The 21,343-nt window shown below is 62.3% G+C and carries 17 protein-coding genes; 11 read left to right on the top strand and 6 right to left on the bottom strand.

Annotated elements, in window-relative coordinates; genetic code table 11:
• The first annotated feature begins 530 nt into the window (after positions 1 to 530).
• The 3 genes from AC5P7X_RS15355 to AC5P7X_RS15345 all read left to right on the top strand — a co-directional run bounded on the left by AC5P7X_RS15355 (position 531) and on the right by AC5P7X_RS15345 (position 6,968).
• The gene (locus tag AC5P7X_RS15355; RefSeq protein WP_480988376.1) at positions 531 to 5,450 is read left to right on the top strand and encodes a DEAD/DEAH box helicase; all 4,920 of its coding nucleotides are present in this window, start codon (positions 531 to 533) and stop codon (positions 5,448 to 5,450) included.
• A gap of 29 nt (positions 5,451 to 5,479) precedes the next feature.
• Positions 5,480 to 6,481, top strand: coding sequence for a DUF8426 domain-containing protein (locus AC5P7X_RS15350; protein ID WP_262089708.1), 1,002 nt, complete (start codon positions 5,480 to 5,482; stop codon positions 6,479 to 6,481).
• A 322-nt stretch (positions 6,482 to 6,803) separates the two neighbouring features.
• The gene (locus tag AC5P7X_RS15345; RefSeq protein ID WP_262089707.1) at positions 6,804 to 6,968 is read left to right on the top strand and encodes a hypothetical protein; all 165 of its coding nucleotides are present in this window, start codon (positions 6,804 to 6,806) and stop codon (positions 6,966 to 6,968) included.
• 253 nt (positions 6,969 to 7,221) lie between these two features.
• On the opposite strand, the gene AC5P7X_RS15340 is transcribed toward AC5P7X_RS15345, so the two are convergent.
• Positions 7,222 to 8,139, bottom strand: coding sequence for a LysR family transcriptional regulator (locus tag AC5P7X_RS15340; protein ID WP_495215105.1), 918 nt, complete (start codon positions 8,137 to 8,139; stop codon positions 7,222 to 7,224).
• 96 nt (positions 8,140 to 8,235) lie between these two features.
• Between AC5P7X_RS15340 and AC5P7X_RS15335 the strand changes: the two genes are divergently transcribed.
• The gene (locus AC5P7X_RS15335) at positions 8,236 to 9,075 is read left to right on the top strand and encodes a type 1 glutamine amidotransferase domain-containing protein (RefSeq protein WP_495215104.1); all 840 of its coding nucleotides are present in this window, start codon (positions 8,236 to 8,238) and stop codon (positions 9,073 to 9,075) included.
• Between the two features lie 95 nt (positions 9,076 to 9,170).
• On the opposite strand, the gene AC5P7X_RS15330 is transcribed toward AC5P7X_RS15335, so the two are convergent.
• Positions 9,171 to 9,746: a 5' nucleotidase, NT5C type gene (locus tag AC5P7X_RS15330; protein WP_346607516.1), complete on the bottom strand. Its 576-nt coding sequence runs from the start codon at positions 9,744 to 9,746 to the stop codon at positions 9,171 to 9,173.
• 377 nt (positions 9,747 to 10,123) lie between these two features.
• Between AC5P7X_RS15330 and AC5P7X_RS15325 the strand changes: the two genes are divergently transcribed.
• The 3 genes from AC5P7X_RS15325 (at position 10,124) to AC5P7X_RS15315 (ending at position 12,884) form a co-directional block, all read left to right on the top strand.
• Positions 10,124 to 11,497: a YwqG family protein gene (locus tag AC5P7X_RS15325; RefSeq protein WP_495215103.1), complete on the top strand. Its 1,374-nt coding sequence runs from the start codon at positions 10,124 to 10,126 to the stop codon at positions 11,495 to 11,497.
• Between the two features lie 91 nt (positions 11,498 to 11,588).
• Entirely contained in the window at positions 11,589 to 12,320 is a 732-nt protein-coding gene (locus tag AC5P7X_RS15320) for a hypothetical protein (RefSeq protein ID WP_495215102.1), read from the top strand.
• Positions 12,321 to 12,404: 84 nt separating this feature from the next.
• Positions 12,405 to 12,884 carry a hypothetical protein gene (locus tag AC5P7X_RS15315; RefSeq protein WP_329842539.1) on the top strand — a complete coding sequence of 160 codons (480 nt, stop codon included), beginning with the start codon at positions 12,405 to 12,407 and terminating at the stop codon, positions 12,882 to 12,884.
• Positions 12,885 to 13,405: 521 nt separating this feature from the next.
• On the opposite strand, the gene AC5P7X_RS15310 is transcribed toward AC5P7X_RS15315, so the two are convergent.
• Positions 13,406 to 14,017, bottom strand: a complete 612-nt coding sequence (locus tag AC5P7X_RS15310) for a hypothetical protein (protein ID WP_180882506.1) — start codon at positions 14,015 to 14,017, stop codon at positions 13,406 to 13,408.
• Positions 14,018 to 14,160: 143 nt separating this feature from the next.
• Between AC5P7X_RS15310 and AC5P7X_RS15305 the strand changes: the two genes are divergently transcribed.
• The 3 genes from AC5P7X_RS15305 to AC5P7X_RS15295 are packed head-to-tail and all read left to right on the top strand — an operon-like array spanning position 14,161 to position 17,579.
• The gene (locus AC5P7X_RS15305; RefSeq protein ID WP_262089698.1) at positions 14,161 to 14,835 is read left to right on the top strand and encodes a vWA domain-containing protein; all 675 of its coding nucleotides are present in this window, start codon (positions 14,161 to 14,163) and stop codon (positions 14,833 to 14,835) included.
• Complete coding sequence (locus tag AC5P7X_RS15300) at positions 14,835 to 15,644, top strand: PP2C family serine/threonine-protein phosphatase (RefSeq protein ID WP_180882508.1); 810 nt, start codon at positions 14,835 to 14,837, stop codon at positions 15,642 to 15,644. Before AC5P7X_RS15305 ends, AC5P7X_RS15300 begins: the two co-directional genes overlap by 1 nt.
• A complete protein-coding gene (locus tag AC5P7X_RS15295; protein WP_329842543.1) occupies positions 15,645 to 17,579 on the top strand; it encodes a helix-hairpin-helix domain-containing protein in 1,935 nt (644 codons plus the stop codon). It begins immediately after the preceding gene.
• Between the two features lie 374 nt (positions 17,580 to 17,953).
• Here AC5P7X_RS15295 and AC5P7X_RS15290 read toward each other — a convergent pair whose 3' ends face one another.
• Together AC5P7X_RS15290 and AC5P7X_RS15285 are read right to left on the bottom strand one after the other, a co-directional pair.
• Complete coding sequence (locus tag AC5P7X_RS15290; RefSeq protein WP_329842544.1) at positions 17,954 to 18,718, bottom strand: hypothetical protein; 765 nt, start codon at positions 18,716 to 18,718, stop codon at positions 17,954 to 17,956.
• Between the two features lie 190 nt (positions 18,719 to 18,908).
• The gene (locus AC5P7X_RS15285; RefSeq protein ID WP_329842545.1) at positions 18,909 to 19,412 is read right to left on the bottom strand and encodes an XVIPCD domain-containing protein; all 504 of its coding nucleotides are present in this window, start codon (positions 19,410 to 19,412) and stop codon (positions 18,909 to 18,911) included.
• A gap of 281 nt (positions 19,413 to 19,693) precedes the next feature.
• Here AC5P7X_RS15285 and AC5P7X_RS15280 point away from each other — a divergent pair, with 281 nt between their 5' ends.
• A complete protein-coding gene (locus tag AC5P7X_RS15280) occupies positions 19,694 to 20,476 on the top strand; it encodes a 3-hydroxybutyrate dehydrogenase (protein WP_329842546.1) in 783 nt (260 codons plus the stop codon).
• Here AC5P7X_RS15280 and AC5P7X_RS15275 read toward each other — a convergent pair.
• Entirely contained in the window at positions 20,473 to 21,225 is a 753-nt protein-coding gene (locus AC5P7X_RS15275; RefSeq protein ID WP_329842547.1) for a COG4705 family protein, read from the bottom strand. The genes AC5P7X_RS15280 and AC5P7X_RS15275 overlap by 4 nt on opposite strands.
• Positions 21,226 to 21,343 lie beyond the last annotated feature (118 nt).

The raw sequence follows: 21,343 nt of genomic DNA, 5'->3' as shown, positions 1-21,343 counted from the left end.
AGATTCGAGAGCCAGGTACATGCCACACGGGTGATCGCTGACTGGACCGCCTTCTACAACCAACTGGGTGCGTCGGAGCGTCCGCCAGGAGCGGGCGCTGTACAGGCTCTTCATCACCCAGTACGCCGCCCGTGACGAAGCTCAACGTGAGGGATTCGCCAAGAGGAGACTTGCCTACTGGGTATTCACCGACGAAGGGAACGAGCGGATTCCGAACTTCTACACCCCCCGTCAATGATTTTGTCGACAGGCTGGAGTCCGCCCGGGTCATCCGGCAGCTGACGGCGTCCAGGGGCGAGTGCGAAGTCCTTCCGCCGACCCCGCAGGCTGGTTCCCGCGGGTCTACGTGGATCCGGGCAATAATCCCGGCTGCCGATCGTCCGCGCTAGTCGCCCTTTAAGCCGGTGGCCCCTACAATCGAGGGCTGGACGGGGCACGCGATGCCGAGCATGTCATTGATTTCAGATGGCGTTGGAGTCTTGTAGCGTCCATTTTTTTCTTCGATTTTCCGCTTTTCAGGATCCGGATTCGTGACTGCACTTGAGACCCTACTCGACACCCTCCGCAAGAGCTCGATGACCGAGCGCGAAAAGGGCACCTACTTCGAGGACCTGATTCTCGCCTACCTGCGCAATGAGGCCACCTATAAGGACCTCTATCGCCAGGTGTGGACCTGGGCCGAATGGGCGCCCACGCACGGCTTCAGCGCCAAGGACGACGGCATCGACCTGGTCGCCGAGGAAGTCGGCACCGGCGCGCTCCACGCCATCCAGTGCAAGTTCTACGACCCCGATTACCGGCTGCAGAAGAAGGACATCGACAGCTTCTTCACCGCCTCGGGCCGCAAGCCCTTCGCCCACCGCGTCATCGTCAGCAGCACCGATCACTGGAGCGACAACGCCGAGAACGCGCTGATCGACCAACAGCCGCCTGTCAGCAAGATCACCCTGCATGACCTGGAAGCCAGCCAGATCAACTGGGCGAAATTCCAGCCGAAGGCCGCCGTCGCGCTGAAGCCGAAGAAATCGCTGCGCCCGCACCAGGAATCCGCGCTCAAGGCTGTCACCGCCGGCTTGGCGGATGCCGACCGCGGCAAGCTGATCATGGCCTGTGGCACCGGCAAGACCTTCACCAGTCTCAAGATTGCCGAAAGCCTAGCCGGCAAAGGCAGGTGCGTGCTGTTCTTGGTGCCTAGCCTGTCGCTGCTGCAGCAGACCTTGACCGAATGGACCCAGGAAAGCGCCATCCCGCTGCATAGCTTTGCCGTGTGCTCGGACAGCGACGTGGGCAAGAAGAAGGGCCGCAAGCAGGACGACGCCATCCAGACCCTGGCCCACGAACTGCGTTACCCGGCCACCACCGATGCCCGCGCATTGGCCAAGGGCGTGGCCGCGCGCAGCGACGGCGACCACATGACCGTGGTGTTCAGCACCTACCACTCCATCGCCGTCATCCACGAGGCCCAGCAGCAGGGCCTGGCCGAGTTCGACCTGATCGTCTGCGACGAGGCCCACCGCACCACTGGCGCCACCTTTGAAGGCGATGACGAATCCGCCTTCGTGCGCGTGCACGACGCAGGGTACATCCGCGCGGCCAAGCGCCTGTACATGACCGCCACCCCGCGAATCTACGGCAACGAGGCCAAGGCCGTAGCCGAGCGCGACAACGTGGCCCTGTACTCGATGGACAACGAGGCCTGGTACGGCAAGCAGTTGTTCGTCATCACCTTCTCGGAGGCCGTCAAGCGTGGCCTGCTGGTCGACTACAAGGTCATCGTGCTGGCAGTCGAGGAAAGCCACATCAATCGCCGCCTCCAGACTTTGCTGAAGGACGAGAACAACAGCTTGCGAGTGGATGATGCCGCCAAGATCGTCGGCTGCTGGAAGGCGCTGGCCAAGCTCGGCATCCACGAGGGTGCCGGCGAAAGCGCCGAACCGATGAAGCGCGCGGTCGCGTTCTGTCAGGTCATCGAGCCCAGCCGGGGTGGCAAGACCCACAAGGTCAGCTCGAAGGAAATCGCCGACATGTTCAAGGCGGTCGTGGACGCCTACCAGGACGCCGAGGACATCGAGGACGCCGTGCGCATGACCTGCGAGGCAAAGCACGTCGACGGCAGCATGACCGCCGGCGAGAAGGAAGCGAAGCTCGACTGGCTCAAGGCAGCCACGCCGCCCGACACTTGCCGCGTGCTCAGTAACGTGCGCTGCCTGTCCGAAGGCGTGGACGTGCCGTCGCTGGACGCCGTGCTGTTCCTGACGCCGCGTAATTCGCAGGTGGACGTGGTGCAGTCGGTCGGCCGGGTGATGCGCAACGCCCCGGGCAAGCAGCGCGGCTACGTGGTGCTGCCGGTGGTGATCCCCGCAGGCATCGAGCCGCACGAGGCGCTGAACGACAACCGCACCTATGCCGTGGTCTGGCAGGTGCTGCAGGCGCTGCGCAGCCATGACGACCGCTTCGACGCGATGGTCAACAAGCTCGACCTGGTCGGCCCGGACCGCAGCCGGATGGAAGTCATCGCCGTCGCGGAAACCGTGCAGCGCAAGACCGCGCGGCTGGTGGACGGCAATGCCCGCAAGGCGGCCAATGCCAAGGGCAAGCACACTATCGGTGAAGCCCAGCCTGGCTACGAAGCCGAAGTGCAAAGCGAATTCGAGTTCGAGATCGGCGAAGTCGAGCGCGCCCTATACGCCAAGGTGGTGGAGAAGTGCGGCAACCGCCACCACTGGGAAGACTGGGCCAACGATATCGCGAAGATCGCCCAGACCCACATCGACCGGATCAAGGCCCTACTGGAGGACGAGACGCAGGCCAAGGCCCGCGACGCCTTCAGCGCCTTTGCAAGCGAACTGCGCGACGACCTCAACGACAAGGTCTCCGATGCCGAGATCATCGAGATGCTGGCCCAGCACCTGATCACCAGGCCGGTGTTCGACGCGCTGTTCGCCGACTACAGCTTCGCCAGCCACAACCCCATGTCCAAGGCCATGCAGGCAGTGCTCGATGTGCTCGAAGAACTGCACCTGGAGAAGGAGGCCGACACCCTGCAGGCATTCTACGATAGCGTGAAGCTACGGGCCGAAGGCATCGACAGCGCCACCGGCAAGCAAAAGATCGTGGTCGAGCTGTACGACAAGTTCTTCCGCAACGCCTTCCCGAAGATGACCGAGCGCCTGGGCATCGTCTACACCCCGGTGGAGGTGGTGGACTTCATCCTGCACAGCGTGGACCACCTGCTGCGGCAGGAATTCGGGCAGACCCTCGGCAGCCAGGGCGTGCACATCTTGGACCCGTTCACCGGCACCGGCACCTTCATCACCCGCCTGTTGCAGTCCGGTCTGATCAGACCGGAGCAGCTGGCGCACAAATACAGGCACGAGATCCACGCCAACGAACTGGTTCTGCTGGCCTACTACATCGCCGCCATCAATATCGAGGCGACCTACCACGGCATCGCCGGCGGCGACTACGTGCCCTTCGAGGGCATCTGCCTGACCGACACCTTCCAGATGTATGAGAAGGAGGATCTGGTGGACGCGCTGCTGGTGGACAACAGCAAGCGCCGCAGGCGACAGAAGAAGCTGGAGCTTCGGGTGATCGTGGGTAATCCCCCGTATTCCATCGGCCAGGGCAGCCAAAACGACAACAACCAGAACGTCAGCTATCCGACGCTGGATCAACGCATTGCGGAGACCTATGCGGCCCGTTCTGATGCCGCGCTCTCCAAAGGCCTGTACGACAGCTACATCCGCGCCATCCGCTGGGCGAGTGATCGCATCGGGGATGCGGGAGTCATTGGCTTCGTGACCAACGCGGGCTTTGTGGAGGCCAATACCGCCGATGGCCTGCGCAAGTGCTTGGCCGACGAGTTTTCCAGTCTGTACGTCTTCCACCTACGTGGCAACCAGCGCACCAGCGGCGAAACCTCGCGCAGGGAGGGCGGCAAGATCTTCGGCAGTGGCAGCCGCGCCCCCATCGCTATCTCCCTGCTGGTCAAGAACCCGGATGCCGCACAGAGCGGACAGATCTACTTCCACGACATTGGCGATCACCTCAGTCGCGAGGATAAGCTGGAGAAGATCGAAACCTATGCAAGCGTCGCCGGCATCCCCGCCGACGCATGGCAGGTCATCACCCCGGACGAGCACGGAGACTGGCTCAAGCAGCGTGACGACAGCTTCAATCGCTTCATTGTGCTGGGCGACAAGAGAGGAGATTCGCCAAAGCTGTTCGACAATTATTCGCAAGGTGTCGTCACGTCACGTGACGCTTGGGCCTACAACGCCCTCCAATCCAAGCTCGCGGCCAACGTTTCCAGAATGATTGATGTTTACAGTGCTGAGCTTGCCCGTTTCAATGCCGTCCATGGGGATTTGAACCACAAGGAACGGCAGTCGCTGGTGGACGGGTTCGTCGAGACGGATCAAACGCGCATCAGTTGGTCGGTCAATCTGAAACAGGAACTGGTGAGGGGACGGGCACTGGAGTTTGATGCCAGTTGCGCGACACAGGGATTGTACCGCCCGTTTGCTCGTCAGTGGTTCTACTTCAATCGCACGCTCAATGAGCGCGTCCTGCAGATGCCGCGAATTTTCCCACGTCCTGATGCCGCAAATATGGTCATTTGTGTAACCGGACTGGGGGAGTCCGCCGGATTCAGCAGCTTGATTGCCGACAGCGTTCCAAACTTCCATTTTGTCGCCGGCTCGCAATGCTTCCCCCTCTACCTCTACGACGAAGCCGTCCAGCAAATCGATAACGGCCTGTTCGCCGGCGGGACCGGCGATGGCCCGCGCCGCCGCGACGCCATCACCGACGCTGGCCTGGCTCACTTCCAGTCTGCCTACCCCGAAAAGGCTATCAGCAAGGAAGACCTCTTCTACTATATCTACGGCCTGCTGCATTCGCCCGACTACCGCGAACGTTATGCCGACAACCTGAGCAAGGAACTGCCGCGCATCCCGCGCGTGCGCACCGCGCAGGACTTCTGGCGTTTCAGCAAAGCTGGGCGTTATCTCGCCGCGTTGCACTTGAACTACGAAACGGTTGAGAAATACCCGCTCACGGTTGAGACCAAGGGCAAGCTGACGGACGCCGACTACCGCGTCGAGAAGATGAAGTTCGGAAAGAAGAAGGACCCGGACACCGGCAAGTCGGTCAACGACCGCGGCACCGTGATCTACAACAACAAGATCACCCTGCGTGACATTCCGGAGGCGGCTTGGGAGTACGTGGTCAATGGCAAGGCTGCGCTCGACTGGGTGATGGAACGCCAAGCCGTGCGCGTGGACAAGGCCAGCGGCATCGTCAACGACGCCAACGACTGGGCCATCGAGACCATGCACGATCCGAAGTACCCGCTGGAACTGTTCCAGCGCGTGGTCACCGTCAGCCTCGAAACCCAGAAGATCGTCGCTGCGTTGCCACCGCTGGATATCCGTGAAGACGGCTGACTCCCACATGCAGACACAAGGCCATACAGATGAATGAAGTAGTGTGGGGCATCCATGCAGGCCGCACCGGCGATGCCGACGCCTTGTTCCTCAAACAAGGCTGCATTGCCATTGGCTGGGATGCCATGGGCGACTTGTCGCGGCTGGCAGCCGACCGCGACGCCTTCCGGCAGTGCTATGTGCAGGCCTACCCGGAGGCGAAGAAGGGCGGGATTGCCACCGTTTCGGGTATTCCCTACCGGTTCCTCCACGAGATGAAGGCCGGCGACTTGGTGGTTTACCCCTCCAAGCAGGACAAGCAAGTGCACATTGGCCGCGTCACTGGCTCGTACCAGTACGTGGCCGATGCCATCCAAGGCTATCCGCACCGCCGCAGCGTGCAATGGCTGAGCCACGTGCCACGCCTGCAGTTCATTCAGGGCGCGCTGTACGAAATCGGCTCGGCGCTCAGCCTGTTCCAGGTCAAGAGCTATGCGGACGAGTTCCGCGCGGCGGTGGGCGGCAAGTATGCACCTGCGTTGCCGGTGGACCAGGACCATTCGGTGGGCCTGGTTACCGATGACATGGAAGACACCACCCGCGACTTCGTGCTCAAGCGTTTGGCGCTGGAATTGAAGGGCCTCCCGCTGGAGGACTTTGTGGTGCACCTGCTGCAATGCATGGGCTACCACGCGCGCAAGACCCGGGTGAACGAACCCAGCGTGGACGTGATTGCCCACAAGGACCACCTGGGCATCGAACCGCCCATCATCAAGGTGCAGGTCAAGAGCAGCCCCAACACCGTGACCGACAAGGACGTGTCGGCGTTGTACGGCAAGCTGTCCCACGGCGAATACGGGCTGTTCGTGACCTTGGGCAGCTACAGCCCTGCCTGCCGCAATTTCGAACAGGGCAAGGCCAACCTGCGCCTGATCGACGGCGATGAACTGGTGGACCTGGTCTTCGCCCACTACGAGCAGTTTGATTCGCGACACAAGGGCCTGCTGCCGTTGCGCCGCATCTATGTGCCGCAGGTACTGGAGGCAGACTAACGGGGCATGGGAGCGAATCACTCATTCCTGCAAGAGGCTGGGAATTCCCATCTAGTATCAGGCCAAGCTGATAGGAATCCGCATTGATGCTTCGCTCCATCTATCTGGTACGCCACGGAGGAAGTGTCTCCAACGCCGGAGGCATCACTATGCCCCATGCTTTGATTCCACTGACAGAGGCGGGGCGCGCAAGCAGGCAGGCGCGCTATCTGCGCAACTGCCTGCCCAGCCTCCCAGGATTCTTGCCTCGCCCTTTGTTGGGGCACTGGACACCGCCGAGCCTTACGCCAAGCGACTGCAGGTCAAGATCGAGGAGGAGCCGTTGCTGCAGCAATTCGACATGGTCGACCCGGTGTTGATCGCTGGCGTGGACCAAGCGCAACGGCGTTCGATCGCCGATGCGTTCTGGAAAGAGGGTGATCCCGCGGTCTACGCTCTTGATGAATTGGCGCCCGCTCAGTGGTTACTCCGCAATAGATTCGTGTGAATCACGCGCTGCCGGCCCGCGGCCGGAGCATGCCCGGCTACTTTGGCCCGCGCTGCGGAAGCGATTCACCGTTGCTTCTGGCAGCGCGCCCAACTGCGCCAGCTGGTCCCTTGAGCCGCTGTAGCCACAAGCGAATAGCGCGACAGCTTACTTTGCAACAGTTCTTAGTCAGCTTCGCCACGCAACGGCGCGCGATCAGCCGCACACCCCCGAAAAACGGTTCAATCCCGACACCGTTAACAAGCCCCCGGCTTCAGCCGACGCCAGCCTCAGCCGCATTCCCCACCAGCAACTCAATCATCGCCCTTGCCGCCGCAGACTGCCGCCGATGCGGCGCATAGATCACCGAGAACGGCCGCGATCGCCCCCGCAGCTGCGGCAGCACTTCCACCAGCTGCCCGCGCTGCAACCGCTCGCGCACGATGAATTCATAGCTCTGGCAGATGCCGATGCCCTGTTCGGCCAGCGACACCACGCCCAGCACATCGTCGGAGGTCTCGATGGACGAACGCGGCAGCCAGTCCACGTCGCGCCCGTCGTCGCGGAAGATCCACGGCGCCAGCCGCCCGGTGCGCGGCATCACGAAGGGCAGGCACAGGTGCTGCTGCAGGTCGTCCAGCGTCTGCGGCGTACCCCGGCGCTGCAGGTACTCCGGAGAAGCCACGAGCAGCAGCGGAGCGTCTTCCAGCTTTCGCGCCACCAGCCCGCTGTCCGGCAGCTGGCCCAGGCGGATGGCCAGGTCGAAGCCTTCGGCCACCAGGTCCACGTTGCGGTTGGTGATGTTCAGTTCCACCTGCACCTGTGGGTACTGCTGCGCAAAGCGCGCCAGCACGGGCGGCAGCCGGTAGTGGCCATAGGTGGTGGGCACGCTCAGGCGCACGCGGCCGGCCAGCGCACCATCCTGGGCCAGTACGTCGCGCTCGGCGTCGTCCAGCAGGCCGAAGGCGGTGCGCACCTGTTCCAGATAGAGCCGCCCGGCGTCGGTCAGGCCCACGCGGCGGGTGGTGCGCTGCAGCAGCTGCCGGCCCAGCCGCGCTTCCAGGCGGGTGACCGCGCGGCTCAGCACCGAGGGCGTGGTGGAAAGCGCCACGGCGCCGGCCGTGAACGAGCCGTGCTCGACCACCGCCAGGAACACCTCCACATCGCCCAGGTAGTCGAACTTGCGGCTCATTTGGCTCTCCGGGGAACAGATGTTTTGCGATGGGGCCAATTTATCGCCGCTGGGGCGATGAATAAAGTGGCCGCCATTCCCTGATAGGAGCTCCCCATGAACCTGATGACCCGACTGGCCGCAGCGCTGGCCCTGACCCTGGGCGCCACCGGCGCGCATGCCGCCAACGTGCTGGTGGTGCTGTCCGACGAGAACCACCTGGACCTGAAGGACGGCAAGGTGCTGTCCACCGGCTTCTATCTCAACGAGCTGATGCAGCCGGTCAAGCTGCTGCTGGACGCGGGCCACGAGGTGACCTTCGCCACGCCGCAGGGGCTGGCGCCGACGGTGGATGCGTCCTCGGTGACGCCGGCGTACTTCGGCAACGATGCCGCGCAGCTGACGCTGCACAAGGACCTGCTGGAGAAGCTGGCGCTGACCTCGCCGACGGCCTCGCCGGTGGTGAGCCTGGCGCGCGTCGAGCAGCAGGGCTACGCGCGGTTCGACGCGGTCTACATTCCCGGTGGCCACGCACCGATGCAGGACCTGCTGAAGAGCCCGGCGCTGGGCCGGCTGCTGGCCGACTTCCACCAGCGCAACAAGACCACCGCGCTGGTCTGCCATGGGCCGATCGCACTGCTGTCCACACTGCCCGATGCCGGTGGTTTCGTGGCAAAGCTGGAAGCGGGCGCGACGCCGGCAACGCCGAAGTGGATCTACAGCGGCTACCAGATGACGGTGATCAGCAACCAGGAAGAAGAGCAGGCCAAGCCGCTGCTGGGCGGCGGTGAGATGAAGTTCTACCCGCAGACGGCGTTGCAGCGGGCGGGGGCCAAGTTCAGCAGTAATGCTGCGCCGTGGACCGGGCATGTGGTGGTGGACCGCGAGCTGATTACCGGGCAGAACCCGGCCTCGGCGCTGGAGGTGGGGCAGCGGTTGGTGGAGCGGTTGAAGTAGGGCGGGGCTGCGCAGCAGGTTGCCAGCCTTGGGGGCCGAGGGGCCAGCGCCTCGGCCTGTCTATGGAAGTGCCAACGTGGTCGGCAGAGAGGGCATCAGCCCTTTGCGAGCGCTGCCCCTGACAGATCTTCAATCTGGGAAAGCGCGTGACGCGTCGCAGTCCAATCGCCGGCGTGCTTGATCGCCACGCCCCCGGCCGCTGTCCAGGCATCACAGTTCGCTTCGAAATCGTCGATCAGAACATCGCCTGGCTGGTGCATGAAAAGAGGCTTGTGCCTGCCGCCGAGCACAGGCAACACCAGGCAGGTTGCTGACAGGTGCTCGCGGACCCACTGCCGCTTCTGCATGGCAGCGAGTGGGTAGTTCGATTTCGGGCAGGCCGTGAGAATCACCGGGTTCAAGTGGTGGATGCTGTGGAAGAACTCCACTGCGCCTTGCATCGGCGGAAGGTCGCGGAAGAATGACGGGTGGCTGTTGATGTGCCCCCACATTTCATCATCGGCAAGCACGCGGTGGTCCAGGCCAAACAGGGCGGGAAATGCCGCGTCGAAGTCGGCCATTACGCCATCAAGATCTACGTAGATGGTGCGTCTGGATGCACTCGATCCACCGGTGTGCTGGTTCGCGAGCGGGTCCATCATCGGTATTGACTTCACATCATCAGCGTTCATTTACGCGCTCTCCTTTCAAGAGTGGGCTTTCTTCTTCATCGGTTCCCCAGTAACGGGGCAAAGTGTTTGGCGATTGCGACAGACGTGGCGGCAATCGCGATGCCGACTGCGCCGGCACGGCTGAAGGGGGCGGCGACCCACGGATGCCGCAATCGGCATGCTGGAAATGCGGCTTATGTCGCGGCGCTTCTTCAAAGGCCTGCCGGGTGGCTGACCTGGCCCTTGGCCAAGACGCACGGCCCGCAGCCGCTGGCTCATTTCGCCAACCAACACGCAGTCTGGCGCGCTGGTGAGTGGATCATCACCGGGCGGTACTGGCAGACCGGGTGGTGATATACCTGTGGTGCTCGATCCAGACTCAAAAGGAGGTCATCGAAATGGATGCTCAGGCCGATTCAATGTACCACGCCGACCAGCGCGACCACCATGCTGAAGCCGTGCTTGAGGCCTTCTTCGCCAAGCACCGCACCCCGGCCCTGGTGCTGCAGCGTTTCTACCCGCCGGCGGCATTCCCCAGGGTTCGCAGCCGTCTAGGCGGTCTGCCGCAATTGCCCGATGGGATGGATTGGCCGGTTGGCGAGAGTTACGGCAAAGCGGCGCCGATGCACTTCCTGGCGCAGATCGATTGCGCCGAGCTGCCAGGCGTGGATCCCGATATGCCCTCGCAAGGCATGCTGTTCTTCTTCGCCATGAACGACGAAGAGCAGATATGGGACACGGACGAACCGCAGCAACGTGTGCGAGTGCTGTACGCATCCGAGGTCGCGGTCGATCAGCACGTGCGTGCGCTGCCGGTCGGCGTGCGCCCGATTCTGGATGAAGGTCCTTCGGACCATGCGCACCGCAATCCTGCATGGCTGCTGCCTGACGAAGATGGCCCATGCGTGCATGTTCAATGGCCCTTGGTGGCGCGGCACATGGATACCTGGCCGGACGAGCTGGAGCTGCCGCCGGGTGAGGAGGATCGGCCGTACTACGAGATCTACCCCTCGCGACTGCACGAAATGCGGCTGGGTGCGGTGGTGGCAGCCACGGGTCTGTTTCCGCGCGCGGACGCCGCCACGGAATGGGAGCGCCCGCAGTCACCTGCGTGGACCTTTCCGGTGCAATGGTTGCGTTACCAGACCGATTTTCCCCAGGTAGGAATCATCATTGACCGCCTTTCACGGGTGATCGGTAATGAACGGCGTGCAGGCAAGCGCGGGGGTATTGATTACGCCGATGTACGCGCATGGGTGAAGCGCGCCGCCGCCATTGGTCTGGATGAAGCCCCGGATGATGCAACGCGGGAGGCATTCCGTGAGTGGATTATCGGACAGATCAGCGACGACTTCGAGCGTATGACGCTGACCGACCTGGGCATGGGCCGGGCGTTCACCAAGGGACTGCTGGCGGCGGTTGCCTACGCGGCAGGGTCACCCGTTGCGGCCGCACGTATTCCTGCACTGATGTACCGCCAATTGCAGGACGAACATCTGCCGTTTGATGAAAGCCTGGGCACGTTGCCTGATGGCCGCAAGCGCTGCGCCGAGGCGCGCGTGCACCAGATGCTGGGGCACGTACCGCGCTTGCACGGCATCGTGCCCGACGTGGAAGGCGAGGGCGACGCGGTCTGCCTGCTGCAGTTGGCGTGTGACCCGGCGATTGATCTGGTCTTTGGTGACTGTGGCCAGGCCACGTTCTGGTTGAGTCGTGAGGATCTGCGCAACTGCAGGTTCGACCGCGTTGTGGGTGTGGTGGAGTCGCACTGATTGGGCATGGCAAGGCCGGCATGGCACCATGACGGGCTTGCCTCGTCCCTTCGGGAGGGGCCGTTTTCTCAGGGAAGCCCTCGAACACGATATGCGAACGTCCTTCTTCATCCTCTCCGCCCTGTGCCTTGGCTTGCTGTCCGGCTGTGCCAGTGGCCCGGAGGAGCACGCCTCAAGTCGCGAGATCACCAGTGCGTTCGTGGCCGACGACGGCAAGCTGTACCTGTTGCCGCGCTATGACGAGCCGATGCGCTTCAATGCCGCGCCGTTCCGCGAGTACCGGGCGCTGATGGACAGCCCGCTGCGCGAGGCGGTGGCCTGCGCGCAGATGTACTTCCATGAGGATTGGCGCGACCCGGCCAACAAGGCCAAGGTGCACGGCAGCTATGCGCTGCTGCTGCGGCCGGAGCAGGTGACGGCGGAACAGGCCGCGCAGTTCAAGCTGGAGCGGATTGAGGTCCCCCCGCGTGAGGCCAAGGCCGTGGAGGAGCGGGCGCGCTACTACCTGCCGATGGACCGGACCCGTTACGCGCTGGCGTTTGACCGCGCCTGCAATCTTTCAAGGAAGGGCGGCAGCTATTACAGCGCGCTGTTCGAGGGCGACGGCGAGCGGGTGAAGTTACCCGATGCTGCGGCACTGGCAGAGAAGGGGAAGCTGGCACAGCCGATCAATGCGCGGGCGCAGCGGATCCTGCCGGAGAGGGAGGACAAGCCGGGTGTGGGTTCGGCGGCGGGCAAGGTGCTCGGCGCGGCGTTGATCCCTGTGGCGGTGCCGGTGTTTGTGTTGAGCCTGCCGTTCCTGGGGCCGGATCATTGGAAGTGATGGGGCGTTGAAGCCAGACATCCACGCGTGGCGTGGATCTAGTCGGGCCTTGCAAGTGCCTGAACGTTCATCCTGGAGATCTGTGTGCCCAGCACGCTGGAAACTGTTTTGAAGACCGTAGGTTTCATTGTCCTCGCGGCACTTCCGTTGGTGATCCTATGGTTCACCCTGCGGCGAATGGCAGCAACTGCTCGCTCGTCCGTAGAGACGGGGCTGCGTTTGCATGCTCCGCGCCGGATTTCCGGCAGGTCCATGACCTTGGTGATGGTGGATGGGAAAGAAGGTCGGGAGCACTACTTCTTTGATGCGGCGTCCTTCTACCTGCGGAGTGGGCCAGTGCCCACGGCGGTTCCGCTCTCGCAGATCACCTCAGTCACACGAACGTCCGACAGGATCTACGGGCGCTATGTCTGGCAGGTGTGCTTCAGCAAAGCGTCGGGCAGAAATTGCGTGACGTTCACCAACAACCTGACGCTGTTCAACCGCGATTTCCTACTGTTCCTGGAGGCGGTGCGGAAGGTCAATCCGCTGGCGACCGTTGATCGAGCCGGTCTGTTCTTTTGATTCTGCGGCGATAGCAGCCGCGCTGATTGGTAAACAGAGGGGATGGGAGGGCGGGTTGCCGCCCACTCAGCCCATGGTGGCTGCACAGATCTGAATATCCTGTTGAACGCGTTGATCTTCGAGATACTACTCAAGTTCGTTGGCGATAGCGCGCACCTGCTGATAGATGGCGTGATCGGGATGGCGGGCCGGGTGGCTGGATGTGATCGTCCACCAAGTGCAGTTTGCCAAAAATGAACAAGTTCAGATCCCTTCGCGCGTGCTTACGTGAAAGGCGACTAGCTCTTTGTCCCTGTAAGAATTCTTCATGGTCGGACCAAGGCGATATCGGTGCAGTCTCTTGGACAGCAAATGGACTAGGCCCTCAGCGAGCTGGCTTAGGCGGCGCTGAACCAAGACATCTCCGCACTGCTCTCCCGGGATTTGGAGGCTCGGCGTCACCAACGAGAAGAAGGCACATACTGAGTCTTCCGGGTCACGGGATCGCCTTTGCCGATCAACTGACCAATCTAGGCCGGATATCATTTCGATGATCTGCGCTGCCTGCTCGTTGCCAGAGGCTTAAGGCCGATCTCCTGATCGCTGACCATGATTGCGGCGAGAGGCCCTCTGAGCGACCCGAGACGCACAGAACTTGATTGGTTGACGGTAAGCGAACCCAGCCTCGAAGATGGCTTAGTGTTTCGATCGTAGGCGATGGCAATCAGGCCGTGGGCATTGAACACCAGTGCGCTGGCTCCGATGGCCGCGCAACCGGTTGGCCCCTTCTCGGCGCCTGCGTCTACCATGACAAACTGAAAGCCGTTGACCGTCTCGTCCGCGCTGACATGCCAGCCCGCTGCGTTCGCTGCATTGGCTTGAGGCGAGAGCGAGCCCAATACGGGGCGAGGGCACTGCGTGTCTGCTTGAGTCGGCTGCTTCGCCGACGGCAGTTGAACGGTGGGCACCAAGCGCAGGGTGCCCACCCGAACCGTCGAGACAGCAGGTGTTGCCCCATTCAATGTCGGCGGTGCCGATGCTGCTACTGCACTTTCTTTCCGGATCGCATAATTTGGCATGGACTTTGCATCACTTGCGGTGCGCGCGAGCAAAGAGGTCACCAAAATCAGGATCACGGCGGCAGAAACGGCCAAAGGGGCCCAATCCGCGAATCCTCGCGGCGCCCAAACTGGTAGTGAAGCGGGGGAGGAGTGCGTGACCATGGCCCATCATAGATTGGGTTGGACGGCGGAGCTATGATGGCACTTCCAGTTAGTGGACAGGGAAATCCAGCGTCATGAATGATTTTGATCAAGTGCCTTTCGGGGCCAGCGATTTTGCCGAGAACCCGGAAAACCGCTGTGCTTGTTTGCTTCTGTTGGATACCTCTGGGTCGATGGGAGGCAAGCCGATTGAGGAGCTCAACGCCGGACTGCTGCAGTTTCAGGAAGAGCTGAACTCCGACTCGCTCGCAGCTAAGCGGGTTGAGGTGGCCATCGTCACGTTCGGGCCCGTTCAAACGGTCACAGACTTCGTTACGGCTGATAGCTTCTATCCGCCGGTCCTGTCATGCACGGGGGACACCCCGATGGGCGCGGCGATCGAGCAGGGGCTGGAGATGGTTCGGCAGCGCAAAGAAGTCTACAAAGCCAATGGTGTCTCCTACTATCGGCCTTGGGTGTTTCTGATCACCGATGGAGCGCCGACCGACTCCTGGCAGCGCGCAGCTGCTTTGGTTCGAGAGGGGGAGGCGACGAAGAACTTCCAGTTCTTCGCAGTTGGCGTGAAAGGCGCGGACATGGATATCCTCAGCCAGATCTCCACGCGTGCGCCGCTCAACCTCAAGGGCCTTCAGTTCAGGGAGTTGTTCAAGTGGCTCTCTAACTCCATGGGCGCGGTTTCCCATTCGACCCCAGGTGACAATGTGACTTTGGTAAACCCCACGGCGCCAGATGGCTGGGCCAGCGTGTAATGGAGTTGCTGGACTGGCGCGTCGCCGCAGCGTCCTCGATTGGAACGTCCCACATCAAGTCTGGGACGGATTGTCAGGATGCCTGTGAGCAGGAGGTCTTCCAAGAGCACGGTGCCGTGCTCCTGGTGGCGTCGGACGGTGCCGGCAGCGCTTCGCGATCGGCGACAGGAGCGAAGCTGGCGACGGCGGAGATTCGGGATTGCGTACGCAATCATTTTGACGACGGCCAAGGCATTGAACAGGTCACCCGGGACGTCGCACTGAACTGGCTTACCGGCGTAGCTGCCCGCATTGCCCACAGGGCAGCTTCCGATGGGCTGGAGGTCAGGGAGTATGCGTGCACCGTGGTGGCCGCTATCGTGTCCCCAACCCATGCTTGTTTCTTCCAAGTGGGCGACGGCGCCATTGTTATCCGCCCCCGTGGCGACGATTGGGCCTACGTGTTCTGGCCCCAACACGGGGAATACATCAACACCACAGTCTTTGTCACGGATCCAGTGGCCGTCTTGAACGCCGAGTTTTCTTGTAGTGCAGGCCCCGTCGATGAGGTCGCTGTGTTCACTGACGGCATTGAAGCGCTAGTGCTTCATCAAGCCACGCAAAGCGTGCATTCGCCTTTTTTCGACAAGATATTCTCACCGGTGCGAGCGCTAACAAGTCTGGGTTACAGCGAAGAGTTGTCTTCCAAGCTGGAGGCATACCTCGATTCTCCCCTGATCTGCGACCGGACGGACGACGACAAGACGCTCCTGCTTGCCAGTCGGCTGGGGAAGGTGCCTGAGGCATCGGCGTCACCAGAGGAGGCCTAAGTGGCTCTGCCTGTTCTGGTTGGCAAATCCGGACCGGTCCGCCTAGGAAAGCAGCTGGGCAAAGGCGGTGAAGGAACAGTCTTCGAGGTCGAAGGCAAGCCCGATTCGGCCGCCAAGATCTATTCGACGGCGATCAGCGGTGAGAGAGCGGACAAACTGCTGGCCATGGCCGCTCTCCGGACCACAGCACTGGATCAACTCACGGCCTGGCCCACCGATGTGCTGCGACAATCCGACGGCAAGGTCTGCGGCTTTGTCATGGCCAACCTTCGCGCATCTAAGGACATCCATAAGCTCTACAGTCCCAAGAGCCGGTTGGCGGACTTCCCGCAAGCCGACTGGCGGCTGGTGGTCCGCGCAGCGCTGAACACGGCTAGGGCGTTTTCCGTTCTTCACCAGGCCGGCCACTTGGTTGGGGACGTCAACCATGGTGGCGTACGGGTGTCGCCTGATGCGACGGTGAAGCTGATCGATACCGACAGCTTCCAGATCACGCATCAAGGGCGGACTTTCCTTTGCGAGGTTGGTGTCCAGGATTTCACTCCCCCTGAGCTCCACGGGAAGGCGTTCAAGCAAGTTGCGCGAACGGCCAATCATGACAACTTCGGATTGGCCGTCCTGATTTTCCAGATGCTCATGAACGGTCGTCACCCGTTTGCCGGACGCTACAGTGGCCCGGGAGACATGCCAATCGAAAAGGCAATCCCGGAGTTCCGCTACGCTTACGGCAAAGACACTGCACGGGCCCGAATGAGCCCGCCGCCGCTGAGCGCTCATCCAGCTGCGGCGTCGCCTTGGGTTGCAGACCTGTGGGAAAAAGCGTTCGGCACTGAGGGGGCTAGACCGAACGGGCGTCCCAAGGCAGAAGATTGGGTTCAAGCCCTGACCAAGCTAGAGCAGAACTTCAAAAGGTGTACTTCGAGGCCTTCCCATTTCCATTTCAATGGGCTGGCCGAGTGCCCTTGGTGTCCGATTGAGCGCGCCGGTATTGCGCTATTTGGTGGTGCTGCAGTAGTTATTCCCAAGCTCGCTTCTGGTCCGTTCGACCTTGAAGCTGTTTGGCGAGATATCATGACGGCGACGCTGCCCCCGATACAGGCCATCCCTCAGCTGAAGATCGTGCCGGCCGCTCCCCAGATGCAAGCGTGGGGCCGACGTCGCGCTTTGTGGCAAACCTCGGGGTGGCTTGTGGGCCTGGCAATCTCGGTGCTGGGTATTGCGCTCTCGGCCGTGCTCGCGCCTCTGTGGGCTTGCATCGGGTGGGCAATGGGGGCGTGGGTTAACAGCCGTGGACGCCCGGACTCGGCGCCCTTGGCTGTCAGCTACCAGAAGGCGAAGGCCCACTACGACGGCCTTGCGGCGCGATGGGCTCAAGAGCAAGCCGACACACAGTTACAGGCGAAGCAAAACCACCTTCGCCCATTGCGCGACGAGCATGCCGGGCTGCCCGCAGAGCGAGAAAAGCGTTACCGCGCACTTTTCAGCAACCGCCATCAGAGCGCGCTGAAGCAGTTCTTGGATAAGTTCGAGATCGAGCGCGCCTCCATACCTGGAATCGGCGCAACCAAGAAGGCCATGCTGGAGTCCTTCGGCATCGAAACGGCAGCGGATGTCAGTCGTCATGCAGTCCTAAACGTTCCGGGGTTTGGGCCCGCGTTGACGGATCGCTTGATGAAGTGGCGGCAGGACATAGAGGCGCGATTCCGTTTTGACCCGAACTCGGCGATCGATCCCCGGCAGGTCGCAGATCTCGATCGAACCATTCAAGGACGGCGGGCTCAAATCGAGTCTGATCTGGTGGCTGGCCGATTGGCCATTCTGCAGATGCGACAGGCCGCGATGGCTCGCCGCAGATCGTTGGAGGAGGCTATGCGCGCTGCAGTTGATGTTCTGTCGCAACAAACCGCCGATGCCAAGGCGGCTGGAATTTTGTAGATCGCGGGCGCAGCTCTGGCTGGGTACGGAAGCCAGGGTGCCCTGCAAAATGCGAAGTAGATGAAGTGCCCTCCGGGCTTCGGCGGGGCTGAATCTCTCGGGCCAGGGAGCATCACAGTAGCTCCGCCGTTGCCGGGTACGTTCGCCTCAAGGCTTCTATTGCTGCCAGTGGCCAGCCGATGGTGTTGTCCGCTTGCTATCGCGGTTCGATCACTCTTGGATTCTGCTTACGCAGAACGAACAATGACCTTCAAAAGAAGCCCTTGTAGTTCCATCATCGTCAGCCTCCCAGAAAGCCGAGGCGTAGAGCCATGTCGGAGTAGTCTTCGCCGTCAAACGCAAGTCCGCTTCACCGTCAGGCATTGCTTGTCCCATTACTGCGACCCAAGCGTTGAGCCAGCACCCGCGTCTGCGGCCAGTCCAAGCAGCGCGCGAATCTCAATGCTGTCCCTGGAAATCGTGCGCATGACCTTGCTGTCCATGTCGTAGAGGGCGATGAGATCTGCACTCGTAACAATGATCTCGCCTCGCATCTGTCGCTGGTCGTCCTTCCATAGCTCTGAAATGGCTTTGAATTCGCCACGTTCTAGGCGCTCGGCGTGTTTGGCCGCCTCCGAAGCGCCGAATCGCTCGCCCACAACACCTGGAATCGTGCTGCCGAGCAGGATCAGTGAACCAAAAGCCACGCCGCTGGCGAGGATGGCCACCAAGAAGAAGTAGACGACGAACGGTTGGCGGACCCAGTAGGGAATTTGCATCAGCCAATGCCTTGGGCGGGGATTCTGCTTTGCGGATGCTCCGGCGATAACAAGTGGGAACGTTGCGATCATCAGCGCCACCGCGATGCGTTTCAGTGGCGTATGTTCCACGAACCATGTGCTTTGGTCGAGGACCACAAAAAGACCGTGGATGATCTTCCAGTCTGCCGCTTGGGAAAATGAGGAAGGCTGTATTCCCATGTGGGTGAGGTAAGTAGAGTAGGCAACTTCACCCGCAAAGTGCAGCGCAAAGCCAACAATGGTTGCAACGGCTACTGCACCGCCGGCCAGGGGTGGAAGAAGCTTGGCAAGGTGGGATGCTCGCAATGAAGTCGGGGAAGGCGGGGCGCTGGAAATTGATTCGGCGGGTAGATCGGTCATGAGTGTTGTTTCTAGTTTTTCGAATGAAACGAGTCGTCTTCGAAGAAGATGTGATGTTAGGGCGGATGGTGAAGAGAAACGACACCTCATTTTGAGGTCGGCCAGCTCGATGATTGATTGAAACGGTCTAAATTCTGCAACGTTCGATTCTGTTGAAGCTGAACCGTGCCTCGCGTGTTGCGGGAATCCATCAGCCCATGCTGGCGGCGCGGATCTGGATATCCTGCTGCACGCGCTGATCTTCCAGTTGCTGCTCAAGCTGGTTGGCGATGGCGCGCTGCTGCGCTTCGCGGCTGACGGCGTCGAACTGCTGCATGGATTCTTCCACCGTGGTCTGCGCAGCCAGTTCGGTCGGCATTGCTGCGCGCTGGTGTGCCGGGTCGCTGGGCTCGCCCTGCACCACGAACAGGGTGTGACCGGCCGGTTTGTCTGCCGTGGCGTTGCTCAGCAGTACGTGGTCGACGCGGTCCAGGTCGTTGTCCTTGGCCACCACCAGCAGGCTGGCGGTCATGCGTTCGCTGGCTTCGTCGAAGGTGCGACCGTGTTTGGCGTCCAGCGCCGCTACGCCTTCGCGCACCTGTTGGTAGAGCGCATGATCGGGATGCTCGGGCTCGGTAGGCAGCAGGGATGCGGGCGGCGCTTCGAGTTCGCACTGGGCCGTTGCGCTTGAGGGTGGTGCTGCCTCCGCTTCCATGGGTGGTGGCGTGTAAGGAGCCTCATGCTCCGGAACCTTGGGCGCGACGTCTGTTATCAGCGGGGGCACAGCGGGCTCGGCTGCTGCGAGGGGGGCTGGAACGTCTGGCTCAAGTTGGATTGGCGATGGTGTTGCTTCGGCTTCGTGGAGGTGAGCAGCAACCGGCGCGGCTTCAGCCACTTCGGTCTGGATTGACGGGGCGTTGGACGTGGGCACGTAGGAGGAGGGTGCGGAGGCCGGTAACGCTACACTGGCGACCTACGCCCAATGGAAGCTCGCCCATGTTCTCTGGAAAGGTTGCGGTGGTCACCGGCTCCACCAGCGGTATCGGTCTCGGCATTGCCACGGCGCTGGCGCGGAAGGGCGCCGACATCGTGCTGAATGGCTTCGGCGACGCGGCGGAAATCGAGCGCATCCGTACCGGGCTGGAAGCCGAGTTTGGGGTGCGCGTGGCACATGACGGCGCCGATCTTTCCCGTGGCGAGGCAGTGCGAGGCATGATCGACCACGCCGTTGCGAAGATGGGGCGCATCGACATCCTGGTGAACAACGCGGGCATCCAGCACACCGCGTCGATCGAGGAATTCCCGGTCGAGAAGTGGGATGCGATCCTGGCGCTGAACCTGTCGGCGGTGTTCCATGCCACGGCGGCGGCCTTGCCGCACATGAAGCAGCAGGGCGCTGGCCGCATCATCAACATCGCGTCGGTGCACGGGTTGGTGGGCTCGGTGAACAAGTCGGCCTATGTGGCGGCCAAGCATGGCGTGGTGGGCTTCACCAAGGTGACCGCGCTGGAGAATGCGGGCACTGGCATCACCGCCAATGCCATCTGCCCGGGCTGGGTGCGGACCGCGCTGGTCGAGCAGCAGATCACCGCGTTGGCGGAGAAGGACGGCACGGATCAGGAATCGGCCGCCCGCGCGCTACTGGCCGAAAAGCAGCCTTCGTTGCAGTTCGTGACGCCCGAGCAGCTGGGCGAGATGGTGGTGTTCCTGGCCTCGGATGCCGCTGCCCAGATCACCGGCACGGCGCTGCCGGTGGATGGGGGCTGGACCGCGCGTTAGCTGGCCGGTTGGGTGCGCCGCAGCGTCACCAGCGTTAACAGGATGGTGAACAGCACCAGCGACGAGCCTACCGTGCCGAAGCCCAGGCCGCCCTTTTCCAGCGGCTTGGTGAGCAGATCGCCGAAGGTGGCGCCGAACGGGCGGGTGAGCACGAAGGCGATCCAGAACAGGATGACCCGGTTGATGCCCTTGATGCGGCTGGCCAGTGCGGTGAGCGCGATGAGGCTGCCGATCAGCAGTGCGCCGCCGGTGAAGCCCAGCCCGGAATCGTCGGCGAGGAAATCCCCCAGCGCGGTGCCCAGCGTGTTGGAGAACAGCACGGCGGTCCAGTAGAAGCCTTCGGCGCGGCGCGATGCGATATTGCTGACCGAGATCGACTTCTCCGACATGCGCCAGGCCAGCAACACCAGCGCCAGGCAACCGGCCAGCAGGCTGGCGCCGGTGGCGTAGCCCAGGCCGAGCGTGCGGTCGATCAGGTCCGACAGGGTGGTGCCAGCGGTGCTGGTGGCCAGCACCACCGACCAGAACAGCACCGGGTGGAAGCGCCGTGCCGACAATTGCAGGGTAAGCAGGCCGGCGAAGACCGTCAGCAGGATGGCCGAGCTGGCTGTATAGCCCAGGTTGAGCGTCATCGACAGCAGGTCGCCGGCGGTCTCGCCGAGGGTGGTGGCGGCGATCTTCATCACCCAGAAGCCGAGGGTGACCGCCGCCACCTTGCTGTGCAGGGAATCTGCGTCTGAAGCACGCATCGAACGTCGCCTGGGGAGCCTGTGGGCGATGCTGTGGCGGGCGGCGTCGGAGCGCGGTCGGAACCGGGTTCACGCGTCGTTCCTGCTCATCTGGCGTATGCAGCGGTGCGCCGGCCTT

The sequence above is a fragment of the Stenotrophomonas sp. YJH_SMC_53 genome (genome assembly GCF_059369995.1).
The sequence above is the reverse complement of the archived record's forward strand: the minus strand, read 5'-3'. Positions and strand labels throughout refer to the sequence as shown.